We start from the raw sequence: 15,920 nt of genomic DNA, 5'->3' as shown, positions 1-15,920 counted from the left end.
GGTGTGGTCAGTCGGTGGCCAGGTCGGCGAGGATCTCGCGCCGCAGTACCTTGCCGGTGGCATTGGTGGGCAGTTCGTCGCGGAACACCACCCGGTCCGGGGTGCGTGATCCACGCAGGCTCTTGCGGACATGTTCGCGCAATTCCTCGGCGTCCGGGGTGATTCCGGCGACCGGGACGACGACGGCGACGATGCTCTGCCCCCACTGCGGGTCCTCGGGGCCGACGACGGCCACCTGATGCACGTCCGGGTGCTCGATGAGCACGTCCTCGAGCTCGGCCGGGGCGATGTTCTCTCCGCCGCGGATGATGGTGTCGTCGGAGCGCCCGCCGATGAACAGGTAGCCGTCGGCGTCGAGCGAGGCGATGTCGCGGGTCGGGAACCAGCCCTCGTTGTCGAGCACCGATCCGATGCCGGTGTAGCGCCCGGACACCTGCTCGCCGCGCACATAGAGTTCGCCGGTTTCACCGGGGCCCAACACGTTTCCGGCTTCGTCGCGGATCTGCACCTCGATGCCGGGCACCGGGCGGCCGACCGACCCCAGCCGGCGGGCCACCGCCTCGTCGTCGTGCCCGTGCGCCTCGCGGTGATCGTCGGGGCCCAGCACGGCGATGGTGGAGCTGGTCTCGGTGAGCCCGTAGGCGTTGACGAAGCCGACGTCGGGCAGCAGTGCCAGCGCCTTGCGGACCAGCGGCAGGCCGACCTTCGACCCGCCGTAGGCCAGGGTCCGCAACGACGGCAACCGGTGACCTCCGGCCTCCAGCACGGCGACCACCCGGTCCAGCATGGTGGGCACCAGCGTCGCCGAGGTGACCGACTCCTCGGCGACCAGTCGCACCCACTCGTCGGCATCGAAGCCGGGCAGGTACACCAGTTTCCGGCCGGCATAGAGGTTCGACAGCGCGGCGCTGACCCCGGCGATGTGGTACGGCGGTACCGAGATCAGAGCCGCGTCACCGGGTTCTGCGGAGTCGAATTCCACGGTGCCGGTGATGTAGCTGGTCAGGTTGTTGTGGGTGAGCTCGACGGCCTTGGGCGCGCTGGTGGTTCCGGAGGTGAACAGCACCACCCCGACGGCATCCGGGTCGGCGAACTCGGCGGCGGGCTCGTGGGTGCGCGCGTCGGCCAGGAACGCGGCCGAGTCGATGACCGCGATGCCGGCGTCGCCGACCATCTCCCGGTACCGCTCGTCGACGATGACGACCGGGTCGGGCAGCCGGTCGATGAGGGTGCGGATGCCCTCGGCGGAGAGCCGGTAGTTGATCGGCGTCAGGGCCAGGCCGGCGCGCGCGGAGGCGAACAGCAGCAGCGGCAGCATGGCGCCGCCGACGCCGACGTAGACGACGTGGTCCGCGCCGGTGTCGGCGATGACGCCGGCGCCGCCGTCGGCCAGATCGGACAGCTCCTGGGTGCTCAGCCGCAGGTCACCGTCGACCACCGCCACCCGGTCCGGGTTCGCCGAGACCGCCATCTCCAACAGCAGCGAAATGCTCATCGAAACCGCCTGGCCTGGTCACGCCCGATCGAGTGCGGAGCGCCATTACCCAAATGGAAGAACATGATTCTCCGATTAAACCACAGGAAATTCAGGGCACTCAATGCCCGGCGACGACGACGGCGCCGCGCCGAGGGGCAGCACCCACCCGGCCCGGCGCCGCCACGTCGTCAGCTACCGGTCCACTGCGGCGCGCGCTTCTCGGCGAACGCCACGGCACCCTCGCGGGCGTCCTTGGACAGGAACACCGGGGCGAGGATCTTCATCTGCTCGGTCCACTGCTCCTCATCGCCCCAGTAGCGGGATTCGACGATGATCTTCTTGGTCGCGGCCACCGCCAGCGGGCCGTTGGCGGTGATCTTGGCGGCCAGCGCCAGGGCGCCGTCGAGGGCACCGCCCGGCTCGGTCAGCGTGGTGACCAGGCCCAGCTCGTGCGCCCGCTCGGCGGACAGGTTGTCACCGGTCAGCGCGAGTTCCATGGCGACGGCGTACGGAATGCGCTGCGGCAGCCGCAGCAGGCCGCCGCCGCCGGCAACCAGGCCGCGCTTGACCTCGGGGATGCCGAAGGCGGAGTTGTTCGCCGCGACGATCAGGTCGCAGGACAACGCCACCTCGGTGCCGCCGGCCAGCGCGTAGCCCTCCACCGCGGCGATCAGCGGCTTGGCCGGCGGGCTCTGGGTGAAGCCCAGTCCGCGGCCGTCGATGTCACAGCGCTCGCCGCGGGCGAACGCCTTGAGGTCCATGCCGGCGCAGAACGAGCCGCCGGCGCCGGTCAGCACGCCGACCGACAGGCCGGGATCGGCGTCGAGCCGGTCCATGGCGTCCGCCAGGCCCTGGCTGACGGCCAGGTTGACGGCGTTTTTGGCCTCCGGCCGGTTGATGGTGATGAGCAGGACACGATCGCGCTGCTCGACCAGGACTGCGGGTTTCTCGGTAGCTTCTTCGCTCACGGACTCGACAATAGAGGATACTCAACCCGTTACGGAATAGGCAATGTTCGTAAAGTTGAGCGGGCCCCATTGCGCCGGTCACCGACCCGTTCGCGCGCGGCACCGACTCGGTAGCATCGGGACGAACCAAAGGAAGGCCCTCCGTGCGCAAACGCAACCGGCCCCGCCCGCTGCTGCGGGCCGTCGTCGAACTGGCCAACGCCGCCAACGCCGTTCGCCCCCTGACCCGCGACAGCTGGAACGCCATCCCGGTGTTCTTCCTGGGCTGGCCGGCCAGCGAACTCGCCCCCTGGCTGGGCACCGCGTCGGTCATCGACACCCTGCGGCGCTGGCGCCGCGGCGACTTCAACGGTCGCACCGGTCCGCTGGCCATCGCGCTGACCGCGGTGTCCTGGGTCCTGCTGGCGTTCGTCCACCAGCGCAACCTGCGCTCGATGCCCTACTACGAGGAACCGCTGCGCGACGCCCTCGGCGAGAACTACAAAGCGGTGGTCCGGCCCAGCCGGATCCGGCTGGCCGCCGGTCTCTTCCGTGCCGGTTCCGCGCGACGCCGCTACGTGGAGAGAGCCGACACCGTTCGCTACGGGCCGCACCGCGCCAACCGCGCCGACATCTGGCACCGCCGCGACCTCCGCCCGGACGCCAAGGCGCCGGTGCTGGTCAACATCCCCGGCGGCGCCTGGGTGATCGGCATGCGCCGCCCGCAGGCCTACCCGCTGATGGGCCACCTGGCCGACGAGGGCTGGGTGTGCGTCTCGATCGGCTACCGGGTGTCGCCGTTGCACACCTGGCCGGACCAGATCGTCGACGTCAAACGCGCGCTGGCCTGGGTGAAGGAGAACATCGCCGACTACGGCGGCGATCCGGACTTCATCGCACTGTCCGGCGGTTCCGCGGGCGGCCACATGACCGCACTGGCCGCCCTGACGCCCAACGACCCGCAGTGGCAGCCCGGCTTCGAGGACGCCGACACCTCCGTCGTCGCCGCGGTCCCGGTCTACGGCCGCTACGACATGGTCAGCACCGAGGGTGTGGGCCGTGGCCCGTTCGTCAAGGTGTTGCTGCGCTGGCTGGTGATGAAGAAGGACTGGCGCACGCATCCGGAGATCTACCGCGACGCCTCCCCGATCAACCACATCCGGCCCGACGCTCCCCCGTTCTTCGTGCTGCACGGCACCAACGACTCGCTGATCGCGGTCGAGGAGGCCCGCGACTTCGTCGCCGCGCTGGAACCGGTGTCGCAGGCCCCGGTGGTGTACGCCGAGATCCCCGGCGCCCAGCACGCATTCGACATCTTCGGGTCCTCGCACGGGCACTACACCGCGGTCGCGATCGCCCGGTTCCTGGACTGGGTGCGGGGCATGGCGGTGACCGGGCGTGACGTCACCGAGGCGCCGCTGGATTCCGAAGCCGAAGCCGAAGCCGCCGGTTAGCGTGTAGGACGATGTCCGTCACCGATATCCACCCCGAACTGCGCCGCGCCGCCCGACTGGCCCCGAAGGCCCCGGTCCGGCCGTGGACCATCCCGATCGTGCGGGCGGCCACCGAGCGGATGAGCCGACGGCGTCCGCGCGGCGTCACCGTGCTGACCACGTCCGATGGCATCGGCGTCCGGTTGCACCGCCCGCCGAACCAGACGGCACCCGCGCCGGCGCTGCTGTGGATCCACGGCGGCGGCTACGTGATCGGCACGGCCGCCATGGACGACGAGCTGTGCCGGCGGTTCGCCGAGCGGCTGGGGATCGTGGTCGCCGCGGTGGACTACCGGCTGGCCCCCGAGCACCCGTACCCGGCCGGTCTCGACGACTGCTACTCGGGTCTGGGCTGGCTGACGAGGCTGCCGGCCGTCGACCCGAGCCGGATCGCCATCGGCGGCGCCAGCGCCGGGGGCGGCCTGGCCGCCGCGCTGGCCCTGCACACCCGCGACCGCGCCGAGATCGCGCTGGCCGGCCAACTGCTGGTCTACCCGATGCTCGACGACCGCAGTTCCCACGATGACTGCCCGCAGCCGCCGGGGCTACGGCTGTGGAACCGGCGCAGCAACGCCTTCGGCTGGCGCAGCTATCTGGGCGACGCCGATCCCGCTATCGCGGTGCCCGGCCGCCGCACCGATCTGGCCGGACTACCGCCGACCTGGATCGGCGTGGGCAACCAGGACCTGTTCCACGACGAGGACCTGGCCTACGCCGACGCGCTGAGCCGCGCCGGGGTGCCGTGCGAGGTCACCGTGGTGCCCGGAGCCTTCCACGGGTTCGACGGCCTGGCGCCGGGAACCGAGTTGGTGCGGCGCTGGTTCGACGATCAGTGCGACTGGCTGCGCACGACCCTGCTGCACGAGCGTCCGATACCATAACTAGAACACGTTCCAATTAACCCGCGAGGGGGGCCGGTGAGCAGCACCGACGGTGACGACACCACACCATCCGACGACACCCTGCCGGCCGGCGAGATCACCAAGTGGGATCCGGGCCTGACCGCCAAGGTGATGAGCGTGCTGCGGCCGCTGATCAAGGGCTACCACCGCTCGGAGGTGTACGACCTGGAGAAGGTGCCCGCCACCGGTGGGGCCCTGGTGGTGTCCAACCACTCCGGCGGCATGTTCGCCATGGACGTACCGGTGTTCGCCACCGACTTCTACCAGCAGTTCGGCTACGACCGGCCGATCTACACCCTCACCTTCGACCTGGTGCTGGCCGGGCCGACCGGTGAGTTCTTCGGCAAGACCGGCTTCATCCACGCCAACCACGACAACGCCGACGAGGCGCTACGCTCGGGTGGGCTGGTGGTGGTGTTCCCCGGTGGCGACTACGACGCCTACCGGCCGACCACCGCGCGCAACACCATCGACTTCGACGGCCGCACCGGCTACATCCGCGCCGCGCTGAACGCCGGCGTGCCGATCGTCCCGCTGGTCGGCATCGGCGGCCAGGAATCCCAGGTCTACCTGACCCGCGGCACCGGCCTGGCCAAGCTGCTGCGGCTGGACAAGCTGCTGCGCGCGAAGATCCTGCCGGTGTCCTTCGGCTTCCCGTTCGGGCTCTCGGCGGTGGTCCCGCTCAACGTGCCGCTGCCCACCAAGATCGTGCAGCGGGTGCTGGACCCGATCGACATCGTGGCGCAGTTCGGCGAGGATCCCGACGTCGACGAGGTGGACGCGCATGTCCGCTCGGTGATGCAGGCCGCGCTCGACGAGCTGGCGGCCGAGCGCCGGTTCCCGGTGATCGGCTGATCCGATGGTCGCCATTCCGGGGCTCGACCGCGTCGCCGGCGCCGTCGGCCTGATCAACACCATGGTCCGCGGCGGGGTGATCGCCCCCATGCGCCCGGACAAGTACCTGAAGGTGATGGCCGCCGCGCAGCGCGAAGGGCTTTCGGTAACAAGCGGTTTCGCCATGTCGGCGCAGCGCGCACCGGAGCGGGTGGCACTCATCGACGAACTCGGGGAACTGACCTACGCGGAGGTGGACCGGCGCGCGGACGCGCTGGCGTCGGCACTGCAGCAGCGCGGCGCGGCGTGTGTCGGCATCCTGTGCCGCAATCACCGCGGGTTCGTCGATGCGTTGATCGCCTCCACCCGCATCGGCGCAAACACGCTGCTGCTCAACACTTCTTTCGCCGGTCCGGCGCTGGCGGAGGTGGTGGCCCGGGAGAACGTCGACGTGCTGATCTACGACGAGGAGTTCGCCGGCATCGTCGAGACGGCCACCGCCGAGCGCGACGCCGAGCGGATCCTCGCGTGGTGCGAGGACCCGGACACCTCCGAGGAGACCGTCGAGAAGCTGCTGGCCGATCACGCCGGCGAGCGCCCGCAGGCTCCGGCCGCGCCCGGCAAGACCATTCTGCTGACCTCGGGTACCACCGGAACCCCCAAGGGCGCCAAGCATTCCGGTGGTGGTCTCGGTGAGCTCAAGGCGATCCTGGACCGGGTACCGTGGCACACTGACCGGACCGTCGTCGTCGCGGCGCCGATGTTCCACGCCTGGGGTTTCTCGCAGTTGGTGTTCGCGGCCTCGATGGCGTGCACCATCGTCACCCGCCGCCGGTTCGACCCGGAGGCCACCCTGGCCCTCGTCGACACCCACGGCGCCTACGGGTTGTGCGTGGTGCCGGTGATGTTCGACCGGATCATGGATCTGCCCGACGACGTGCGCGCCCGGTATTCCGGGCGGACCCTGCGGTTCGCCACCGCCTCCGGGTCGCGGATGCGCCCGGATGTGGTGATCCGGTTCATGGACGAGTTCGGTGACGTGATCTACAACAACTACAACGCCACCGAGGCCGGGATGATCGCGACGGCCACGCCGGAGGACCTGCGCGCCGCCCCGGACACCGCCGGGCGACCGGCCGTCGGCACCGAGGTGCGCATCCTGGACGCCGATTTCCACGAGGTGCCCGCCGGCGAGGTCGGACAGATCTTCGTGCGCAACGGTTCCCAGTTCGACGGCTACACCTCGGGCAGCACCAAGGATTTCCACGAGGGCTTCATGGCATCCGGGGACCTGGGCCGGTTCGATTCCGAGGGCAGGCTTTTCGTCGTCGGCCGGGACGACGAGATGATCGTCTCCGGTGGCGAGAACGTCTACCCGATCGAGGTGGAGAAGATCCTGACCGGCCATGATGACGTCTCCGAGGCCGCGGTACTCGGCGTGGACGACGCCGAGTACGGCCAGCGGCTGGTCGCGTTCGTGGTGCTGAATTCCGGCGCCGATGCCGAGGGTGCCGAGGCGGTCCTCAAGCAGCACGTGCGGGACAACCTGGCCAACTACAAGGTGCCGCGGTCGATCGTGGTGCTCGACGAACTGCCCCGCAACATCACCGGCAAGATCGCCCGCCGAGAACTGCAGGACCTGGTTCCGGACTAGCTACGCCGGCCCCATCGCCAACGGGACCGGAGTGAGCTCCTCGGAAAGACCGGCGGCCCTGCGGATCTCGACGAACTCGTCGACCATGGCCGAGGTGACTTCGTGGGCGTCCTCGACGGTGTCCAGGTCCGACAGCACCGAGATGTTCAGCTGGTCGACGTAGCTCCACACGGTGATGTTCAAGCCCGCGGCCGCGGTCACCGGGCCGACGCTGTACAGCTCGGAGACCACCGCCTCACCGACGCGGCCGTATTCCCGCGGCCCCGGGACGTTGGAGATGTTGAGGTTGAGGACCTTGTTGGGCCCGTCGATCTTGGACAGCCACGCAAACAGCGATTCCATCGCGGCCGGCGGCATGTAGTTCGACCACCTGCTGACCAGTTCCGGGCCGATCAGCAGGTTGGTCTCCTTGGCCAGCAGCGCATCCTCGTGCGTCTGGCGCACCCGCTCCAGCGGGTCTTCGAGGTGGATCGGCACCGGCATCATCACACCGGTGAAGTAGTTGCCGCACACCCGGTCCGAGGAGAAGTCGAAGCTGACCGGCACCGACGCCAACAGCGGAGAGTCGGCGTGCCCGTCGTAGCGCAGCGACAGTTTGCGCAGCGCCCCCGCCGACATGGCAAGCACCAGGTCGTTGATTGAAATATCCAGGTGCGCCTTGGTTTCCTTGATGTCGGCCAGCGACAGCGAGGCGGTGGCGAAACGCCGCTCGGGGGTCAGCACGTGGTTCATGAAGCTCGGCGGCGGGGTGAACGGCCGGGTCAGGTCCGGGGCGAGTTTGCGGGAGCTGCGGCGCACCCGGTTCAGGCCGGCGACGGTGTAGCCGATGGTGGACGGCACCTCGGCGAGGTGGCGGAAGTGGTCCGACCATGCCGAACGGATCAGCTGCCGCCGGGTCGGTGGGGGGTCGATGGCGTCGTCGACCTCGGCGCCGATCGGCCCGGTGCGCAGGTCCATCCCGTAGGCCAGCAGGTTCGCGGCGGCCACCCCGTCGGCTAGTGCGTGATGGATCTTGTTGACGATGGCGATCCGGCCGCCCTCCAGACCCTCGACGAAGTACATCTCCCACAGCGGTTTACTGCGATCCAGTGGGGTGCCGGCGATTTCGGCGATCGCGTCGTCGAGCTCGCGCCGCCCACCCGGGGCGGGCAGCCGCAGCGGCCGGATGTGGTATTCGAGGTCCACTTCGACGTGTTCGCGCCACATCGGGTGATGGAACTTCCACGGGATGTCGACGAGCTGATAGCGCAGCGGGTACAGCTTGGGCAGCCGGCCGCGGATGACCTCGCGGAACTGCTCGACGCCGAAGGTCCGCTCGCCCAGGTCGCCGAGTTCCACGATGGCGATCTTGAGGGTGTGCATGTGCACGTTGGGCGCTTCGCTGTAGAGCAGGAACGCGTCCCAGCCGGTGAGTCGCTTCATCTCCTCAGCCCGCTCAGATGGCGGTTCGGGCCGCCAGGTCCGCCGGTTGCCGTCGTACCTGTTCCAGGAACAGCCCGACGGCGGTGGCCATAACCGGGGTGCGGACGCCGTCGGTCATGTCGAAACCGTGTCCGGCGCCGGGCAATTCGGCGTAGCCGACCATCGATGTCGACACCGACCGCAGCGCGGCCACGAAGTCGCGGGCCTGCTGCACCGGGATGATGTTGTCCCCGCTGCCGTGGATCACGAAGAACGGCGGGGCGTCGGCGTGCACCAGGGCGATCGGCGACGAATCGTGGTACAGCTCGGGAGCGGCTTCGACCCGCTGCTTGACGATCACCCGTTCCAGGAAGTCCATGAAGCCGACCCGCTCGGGGGTGGACCGGTCCTCCCAGTCGTAGCGGCCGTAGATGCCGACCACGGCATCCACCGAGGTGTCCGATCCGGGGGCCAGTTCCGTTTCGAATACCGGGTTCCCGGGGGTCAGGCCGGCCAGCGCGGCGAGATGCCCGCCCGCCGACGCGCCGGCGATGGTCACGAACCCGCGGTCGCCACCGAAGCGGTCCACGTTTGCGCGGGCCCAGGCGATGGCGGCCTTGACGTCGCGGATGTGCCGCGGCCAGGGGTGGCCGGGAGCCACCCGGTACTCCACCGACAGGCACACCCAGCCCATCTCGGCCAGGTGCGACATCAGCGCGTAGCCCTGCAGGATCCGTCCGCCGTGCACCCACGCACCGCCGGGCACGAAGATCATCACCGGGGCGGGCCCGGACAGGTCCTTGCGGCGCCACACGTCGAGCACCTGCTCGGGGTCGTCGCCGTAGCGCACGGAGGTGCGGTAGCGGTTGCGCAGGTGTTCACCGGCCCGCAGCACCGGCGGCACCGAGTCGGTGCGCGGCCACTCGATGTCCAGGTCCGCATCGGGAACCAGCCCGCGCAGCGCGGCGTCGGACACCGCGCGGGTGCGGGCGCGCTCGGCCTGGCGGATGAAGCCGCGGTTGGGGGTGGTCCAAGACTTGCTGATCGCCCCGACGATGCCCGGAGCGTGCCGGCCGGCCCACATGCCGATAGCGGTGTAGCCGCTGAGCTGGCCGAAGAACGGGCCGACGACGGGCAACTTGGCCGAGGCGTCCAGCAGCTCGACGGGATCGACGGCCAGCATGTTGGATGCACGGGACCACATGGCGCGACCCTACCCTGGGCGGGTGTCCGAGCCCGCCGAATAACACAGTTTCCCCGCGATCACCGTCGCGGCGACCATCGCCGAATCCAGCTCGGACAGCGCCTCCGCCGGCGGCAGCGACAGGACGCACAGGTCGGCGGGTTCACCGGGACTCAGCGTCCGCGGCCGGGCTGGGGCCTGCGGGTATCCGCAGAACAGCTCGATCGCGGTGGCCGCGGACACCCGTTCCCGGGCACCCAGCACCGCCCCGGAGCCGGTGCGCCGGTGCACCGCCGCGCGGATGGCGGCCCACGGGTCGGGGTCGCCGAACGGGGCGTCGGTGGACAGGGCGACGGGCACGCCCGCGTCGCGCAGGCTGGCCAGCCGCCACAGGTCCGACTGGTCGTCATCGGGGATCTCGGCGCGGTACTGGTCGCCGCGTTCGCCGACGAAGTTGGGTTGGGTGACCACGGTGACGCCCGCCTCGGCGAGTTGGTCCAGGCAGTCCTGCGGGACGACGGCGGCGTGTTCGATGCGGTCGCCGGGCGCGGTGCCGGTGCTGCGCAGCGCCGCCAGGGTGACGACGAGCTGCGCGTCGGTGACGCAGTGCACGGCGACCGGGTGCCGGTGGCGGTGCTGGTCGGCGATCCAGTCGGTGATCCGGTCCAGGTCCAGATCGGTGTCGTCAAGGATGAGTTTGGCCGGTCCGAGGGTGATTCCGTCGACCGCGGGGGTGCCGGCCGGCGCCATCGCGTGCAGCCGCTGCACGAGCCGGCCGGTGCGGGCGTGGGCCGCCAGTTCCGCCAGGTCGGCGGCGCTCTGGCCGGGGGTGGCGTCGGTGATGCCGGTGATGCCGTAGGAGGCCAGCCGCCGGCTCAGCGGTTCCGGGTCCTGCGGTAGGGGCGGCAGCCGCAGTTCCTCGGTGTCTCGGTGGAACCGGCCGTCGGGGTGCCCGCCGCGGCCGAGGCGCCGCAGCCCGGCGGTGTTGAGGATCCACAGCGCGCCGCTGCGGTGTTGCACCCGCAGCGCGATATCGGGCACCAGGGCGTCGAGCGCGGCGGCGTCCAGCGGGCCGGCGACCGAGTCGTGGTAGCCGATGGCTCGGATCCAGCCGTCGGGGCCGGGTTGCGCGGCGGCCAGCGCGACGGCCAGCGCGGCACGGTTGCGCACCCGCGGTGGGCCGACGGGTACCGATGCGGTGGCGGCGATGGCCGCCCGGAGGTGGCTGTGGTGGTCGTGCAGGCCGGGCAGCACCAGGGCGCCGGCGGCGTCGAGCAGGTCCTCGCCCGGTCGGGGGTCGAGCCGCTGGGCGACCGCGGTGAGGGTGTCGGTGCACCGGATGTCGACGGTGCGCCCGTCCGGCAGGGCGGCACGGGTGATCAGCATCGGGTGCTCCGGGCGGCGACCAGGGCATCCACCGCGGCGTTGTCGGCGCCCAGGGCAGAGGCGGCGGCGGCCGGTGGCGGCGCGGTGGGGTCGGCGGCGACCGGCGGGTTCGGCGGATAGCCCTGCGGCAGGGACGGCTGTGCGGCGTATTCGGCGGCGACGGCGGCCATCGAGATCTCGATCAGTTCACCACCGCCGCGGGTCAGTGCTTCGCTGACGGCCGCCGCGGCGGCCAGACCGGTCAGCGGGTCGGCGATGGCGTCCCCGCAGAACACCGGCGACCCGTCGGGGGCCCGCCCGACCAGCCCGCCGGCGACGGCCGCATCGTCGCCGAAGGCGACGCGAGCTGCACCCTCGCCGAAGGCGACGCGACCTTCGACGGAGCCGTCTCCGTGACCGGTGATGCGCAGCCATACCCGGCCGGGCGGGCCGGGGATGTCCTCGGGACCGAGCCCGCGCCGGGCCAGCGCCGCCGGCCGGGATCCCTCCAGCACCACGTCGGCAACCGTGAGCAGTGCCCGCAGCCGGTCGGCGTCAGTGTCGAAATCGGTGGTGCAGGAAAGCTTTCCGGCGTTCATCCAGTCGAAGAAGCGCGGGTCGCCGGCGCGGGTGCCGTCGGGCCGACGGGGGCTTTCCACCTTGACGACGGTCGCTCCCGCGTCGGCCAGCCGGCGGGCGCACAGCGGCCCGGCCCACATCGAGGTGAGGTCGGCCACCAGCAGCCCGGCCACCGCCCGGGGCGTCCCGCGGCGCCCGCACTGCCGGATCCGCGGTGGCGCCGCGGTGGTCTCCCCCAGCGCCGCGGCCGGCAGGTCCAGCAGCACCGCCCGTGCCACGATCTCGCCCGCGCGGTGGCCGGCGGCCCAGGCCGTCACCTCCGGCCACGGGTCGGCGTCGACGGCGTCGGCTTCCAGCAGGGCGGGTACGGCCGCGATGTCATCGGGGCGTGACAGGGTCAGTGCCACCCAGCCGTCAAGCGTGGCCAGCAGACGGGTGGCGCCGCCGGCGCTGATCCGGCCGCGCCGGCGCACCCCGAGCAGTCCGGCGCGCCCGGTCAGCAGCGTCGCCGCGTCCGGGGCGAGGTCGGTGGCGGCGGCCAGGATCGGGGCGCGGCTGAAGTCCGGGGGCCCGTCGGTGGGTCCGGTGAGCGCGGCCAGCCCGCTGGCCGCCCATGCCGTCACCGCGTCGTCCACGCCGCTCATTGTCCCGCGTGTCAGGCGGTCAGGACCCGGTAGCGCCAGTCCAGCACCTGACGTTCGTCGTCTTCGGCGTAGACCAGCGAGCGCAGGGTCAGTATCTTGCCGCCGGTACCGGACTCGGCGGCTGCTTCCACCCGGACCCGGCTGAAGAGCACGTCGCCCTCGTGCACGGGACCGGTGTGGTCGCAGGAGTCCCAATCCAGCACGGTGACCAGATTCGGCAGCAGCCGGGCCGCCTGCGCCAGCGCCAGGCCGATGGTGTGCCCGCCGTACACCAGTCGCTGTGAACCGTGGTGCGCTGCAGCGATATTCAGGGTGAGCCGGGCCAGCTCCGGTGCGCTGCTGACCACGTCGGGGGTGCTGGTCATCTCCACACCGCGCGGGGCGACGGCGGGGACCAGCCGGCGGTAGGCGCCGAGATCCCAGCCGGCCGTCGGGTCCGGCCCGTCGTCGTCGGAACCGATGGTCGACAGGTCATCGGCGTGCCCGGAGTGCAGCTCCGCGCTCAGCGGCAGCATGGCGCAGCGGTGGAAGTCGAGCACCAACCGGCCGTCCTGGTCGGTCGTGGTCATCCGCAGCGCGGCCAGCCCGGTGGCCGCGCGCCCGGGGCGCAGTGAGTTCTGTTTCAGGCCGACGACTTCGGTTCGGGTGCTCAGCGTGTCGCCGATGAGCGGGAACCGGTGGAAGCGCAGCCCGCGGTAGAACAGGTTGGCCTTCACCCGCTGGGTGACCAGGGTGGACTGGCCGATCGCGACGTCGCACACGAGACCGGGGTGGGCGACCGGCCCGCCGGCCACCGCCGTCGACAGCTCGGCGTCCAGCGGCAGTCGCAGCCGGTCCCCGAGGATCGACTGGTGAACGGCGGCGACGCCGGTGGTCAGCGTCATCGACGGTGCGGTGTCGAACACCTGGCCGCGGGTCAGGTCGTCGAAATAGGGTCCGCCTTCGCGGTTCTGCGTCATGCCCGTCCTTCCGATAGTTCGTCGACCAGTCCCCAGGACAGCGCGGTCGGCGCGTCGATGTCGGTCCCGGACAGCACCAGGTACGCGGTGCGCCAGCGGCCGATGCGCCGGGTGATGCTGACCGTTCCGCCGGCGCCGGGCAGCAGTCCCAGGCTCAGCTCGGGCAGGCCCAGCACCGCGGTGTCGTCGCAGACCACCCACCCGCAGAAGGCGGCCATCTCCAATCCGCTGCCGAGCACCCGCCCGTGGATCTCGGCGCGGGCCGCGCGGCCCAGCCGGGCGGTGACGGCATCCAGGGCCAGGGCCGGGCTGTGCCGGGTGCGGGCCAGGTGGCCCGACGCGGGGTCGGCGAGCGTGCCGAATTCGGCGAGGTCGCCGCCGCTGCAGAACGACGGCCCGTTGCCGGTGAACACCAGCGCCTCGACGCTCGGGTCGGCCAGCACCACCCGCAGCCCGTCGAGCAGCGCGGCCCGGGCGGCGGTGGAGAACGCGTTGTGCCGGCCCGGCCGGTTGAACCGGATGGTGACGGTGTCGCCGTCACGTTCGACCAGGACCGGGTCGCCGGTGTCCTCGGGAGCCCGGGCCGGCCCGCGTTCGGCGAGCCAGCGGGCGAACTCCGGGCCGGATTGCAGGGTCGAGTAGGCCAGTGATTCGGTGATCACGCCGGCCAGTGCATCGGCGGCGGGATCGAAGCCGCGCAGCACGTCGGCGCACACCGTCGCGGCGTGCGGCCAGCGGGCGACCCGCGCCCGCAGCGCCGAGACAGCGTCGTCGACGGACTCGACGGTGATCGCCCGCCGGTCGGCGGTGTGCGCCTCGGCGAGGGTGAACGTCGCTGTGTCCAGCCAGTATTCGGCGCCCGGAGCGCCGGGGTCGCCGATTCCGACGACGATCTCCCCGGCGGTGGTGTGGTCGGTGGGCTCGGGTTCGGCGGCAAGGTCGACGACCCGCATCACGAGTACTTGTCGATCAGCGACTGCTTGTAGAGCTTGCCGGTGTCGGTGCGCGGCAGGGCCGCCTCGAAGGAGACCGACCGCGGACATTTGTAGTGCGACAGGTGATCTCGCAGCCAACCGAGCAGTTCGGCGCCGAATTCGTCGGTCGCGTCGGCCGGGTCGACGGTCTGCACGACGGCCTTGACCGACTGGCCCATCTCGTCGTCGGGAATGCCGAACACCGCGGCATCGGCCACCCGGGGGTGGCTGACGAGCATGTTCTCCGTCTCCTGCGGGTAGATGTTCACCCCGCCGGAGATGATCATGTGGTGCCGCCGGTCGGTCAGGTAGAGATAGCCGTCGTCGTCGAGGTAGCCGACGTCGCCGACGGTGCGCCAGCCGTGCCGGTCCCGCGAGGACGCAGTCTTCGCCTGGTCGTTGAGGTATTCGAAGTCGTGGCCGCCCTCGAAGTAGATCTCCCCGGCCTGCCCGGGAGGCAGTTCGACGCCGTTCTCGTCGAGGATGTGAATGGTGGCCAGCGCGGCCTTGCCGACCGAGCCCGGGTGTTCCAGCCACTCTTGCGCGCTGATCAGGGTGGATCCGATGGCCTCGGAGGAGGCGTAGTACTCGTCGACGATCGGCCCCCACCAGTCGATCATCTGCTGCTTGATCGGCACCGGGCACGGGGCGGCGGCGTGCATGACCCGCTGCAGGCTGGAGATATCGTAGGAATTCCGCACGGCGGCAGGCAGTTTCAGCATGCGAGTGAACATCACCGGGACGAACTGCCCGTGGGTGACCCGGTGGGTGGCGATGGCGTCCAGGCAGCCCTCGGCGTCGAACCGTTCCAGGATGACGGTGGTGATGCCGCCGGCCTGGGCCTGCATACTCCACACCGACGGCGCGGTGTGATACAGCGGCGCGGGGCTGAGATAGACCGCGTCGGGGTGCATCCAGAACTGGATCAGCATTGCCATCAGCCCGGGGGATTCCGACGGATGTACGTGCAGCAGTTCGCGTTTGATGCCCTTGGGCCGGCCGGTGGTGCCCGAGGAGTACTGCAGCAGGTCGCCCTCGATCTCGTCGTCGATCGGGGTGTCGGGTTGATCGGCCACGCATTCGGGGTAGCTGTGCCAGCCCGCCACGGTTCCGCCGACCACCAACAGCAGGTCGGGCGTCCTCTCGAGGTCATCCGGTAGCGCGTTCAGGGTGTCGGCCAGCACAGTGGAGCCGATCACCGCACGGGCACCGCTGTTGTCGATGATGTAGGCGGCCTCGGCCGGGGCGAGGTGGGTGTTGATCGGGACGTAGTACAGGCCGGCGCGCCGGGCCGCCCACATGACGGCGTGGTAGTGCTCGTTGTTCTCCATCAGGATCGCGACGACGTCGCCCTCGCGCAGCCCGTTGGCCCGGAAGTAGTGCGCGAGCCGGTTGGCGCGGGCCTCCAGCTCCCCGAAGGTGACCACGGTGCCCGACGGGTACATGACGACCGCCGGTTTCGCCGCTGCCTGGGGTGTCGCGCAGTGCTCGCGGATCTGCATACCGAG

General features: G+C 70.9%; 13 protein-coding genes. 4 read left to right on the top strand and 9 right to left on the bottom strand.

Annotation, left to right across the window (positions count from 1 at the left end; translation table 11 throughout):
* Positions 1–7 precede the first annotated feature (7 nt).
* Both G6N16_RS04095 and G6N16_RS04090 read right to left on the bottom strand, forming a co-directional pair.
* On the bottom strand, positions 8–1,495 hold the full coding sequence (locus tag G6N16_RS04095) for a class I adenylate-forming enzyme family protein (RefSeq protein WP_083031040.1): 1,488 nt from the start codon (positions 1,493–1,495) through the stop codon (positions 8–10).
* A gap of 170 nt (positions 1,496–1,665) precedes the next feature.
* Complete coding sequence (locus G6N16_RS04090; RefSeq protein WP_083031038.1) at positions 1,666–2,445, bottom strand: crotonase/enoyl-CoA hydratase family protein; 780 nt, start codon at positions 2,443–2,445, stop codon at positions 1,666–1,668.
* Between the two features lie 143 nt (positions 2,446–2,588).
* Here G6N16_RS04090 and G6N16_RS04085 point away from each other — a divergent pair, with 143 nt between their 5' ends.
* From G6N16_RS04085 to fadD12, 4 genes are all read left to right on the top strand, one after another.
* The gene (locus G6N16_RS04085) at positions 2,589–3,878 is read left to right on the top strand and encodes an alpha/beta hydrolase (protein ID WP_083031036.1); all 1,290 of its coding nucleotides are present in this window, start codon (positions 2,589–2,591) and stop codon (positions 3,876–3,878) included.
* A gap of 11 nt (positions 3,879–3,889) precedes the next feature.
* A complete protein-coding gene (locus G6N16_RS04080; protein WP_083031035.1) occupies positions 3,890–4,798 on the top strand; it encodes an alpha/beta hydrolase in 909 nt (302 codons plus the stop codon).
* Positions 4,799–4,930: 132 nt separating this feature from the next.
* Entirely contained in the window at positions 4,931–5,674 is a 744-nt protein-coding gene (locus tag G6N16_RS04075; RefSeq protein WP_083031063.1) for a lysophospholipid acyltransferase family protein, read from the top strand.
* 4 nt (positions 5,675–5,678) lie between these two features.
* Positions 5,679–7,307 carry an acyl-CoA ligase FadD12 gene (gene fadD12 / locus G6N16_RS04070; RefSeq protein WP_083031033.1) on the top strand — a complete coding sequence of 543 codons (1,629 nt, stop codon included), beginning with the start codon at positions 5,679–5,681 and terminating at the stop codon, positions 7,305–7,307.
* Here the strand turns inward: fadD12 and G6N16_RS04065 are convergent, their stop codons facing one another.
* From G6N16_RS04065 to fadD4, 7 genes are read right to left on the bottom strand one after another with little or no spacing between them, the layout of a single operon-like run.
* On the bottom strand, positions 7,308–8,729 hold the full coding sequence (locus G6N16_RS04065; protein WP_083031032.1) for a WS/DGAT/MGAT family O-acyltransferase: 1,422 nt from the start codon (positions 8,727–8,729) through the stop codon (positions 7,308–7,310).
* A 13-nt stretch (positions 8,730–8,742) separates the two neighbouring features.
* Positions 8,743–9,912, bottom strand: a complete 1,170-nt coding sequence (locus tag G6N16_RS04060) for an alpha/beta hydrolase (RefSeq protein WP_083031030.1) — start codon at positions 9,910–9,912, stop codon at positions 8,743–8,745.
* Positions 9,913–9,921: 9 nt separating this feature from the next.
* Entirely contained in the window at positions 9,922–11,277 is a 1,356-nt protein-coding gene (locus G6N16_RS04055; RefSeq protein WP_083031029.1) for an amidohydrolase family protein, read from the bottom strand.
* A complete protein-coding gene (locus G6N16_RS04050) occupies positions 11,271–12,479 on the bottom strand; it encodes a CoA transferase (RefSeq protein ID WP_083031027.1) in 1,209 nt (402 codons plus the stop codon). Before G6N16_RS04050 ends, G6N16_RS04055 begins: the two co-directional genes overlap by 7 nt.
* An 11-nt stretch (positions 12,480–12,490) precedes the next feature.
* Positions 12,491–13,438: a MaoC family dehydratase gene (locus G6N16_RS04045; protein WP_083031025.1), complete on the bottom strand. Its 948-nt coding sequence runs from the start codon at positions 13,436–13,438 to the stop codon at positions 12,491–12,493.
* Positions 13,435–14,394, bottom strand: coding sequence for an enoyl-CoA hydratase/isomerase family protein (locus G6N16_RS04040; protein WP_083031024.1), 960 nt, complete (start codon positions 14,392–14,394; stop codon positions 13,435–13,437). The genes G6N16_RS04045 and G6N16_RS04040 overlap by 4 nt, the downstream gene beginning before the upstream one ends.
* Complete coding sequence (fadD4, locus tag G6N16_RS04035; protein WP_083031022.1) at positions 14,391–15,914, bottom strand: fatty-acid--CoA ligase FadD4; 1,524 nt, start codon at positions 15,912–15,914, stop codon at positions 14,391–14,393. The genes G6N16_RS04040 and fadD4 overlap by 4 nt, the downstream gene beginning before the upstream one ends.
* Between the last annotated feature and the right edge of the window lie 6 nt (positions 15,915–15,920).

The sequence above is a fragment of the Mycolicibacterium insubricum genome (genome assembly GCF_010731615.1).
GTDB lineage: Bacteria > Actinomycetota > Actinomycetes > Mycobacteriales > Mycobacteriaceae > Mycobacterium > Mycobacterium insubricum.
The sequence above is the reverse complement of the archived record's forward strand: the minus strand, read 5'-3'. Positions and strand labels throughout refer to the sequence as shown.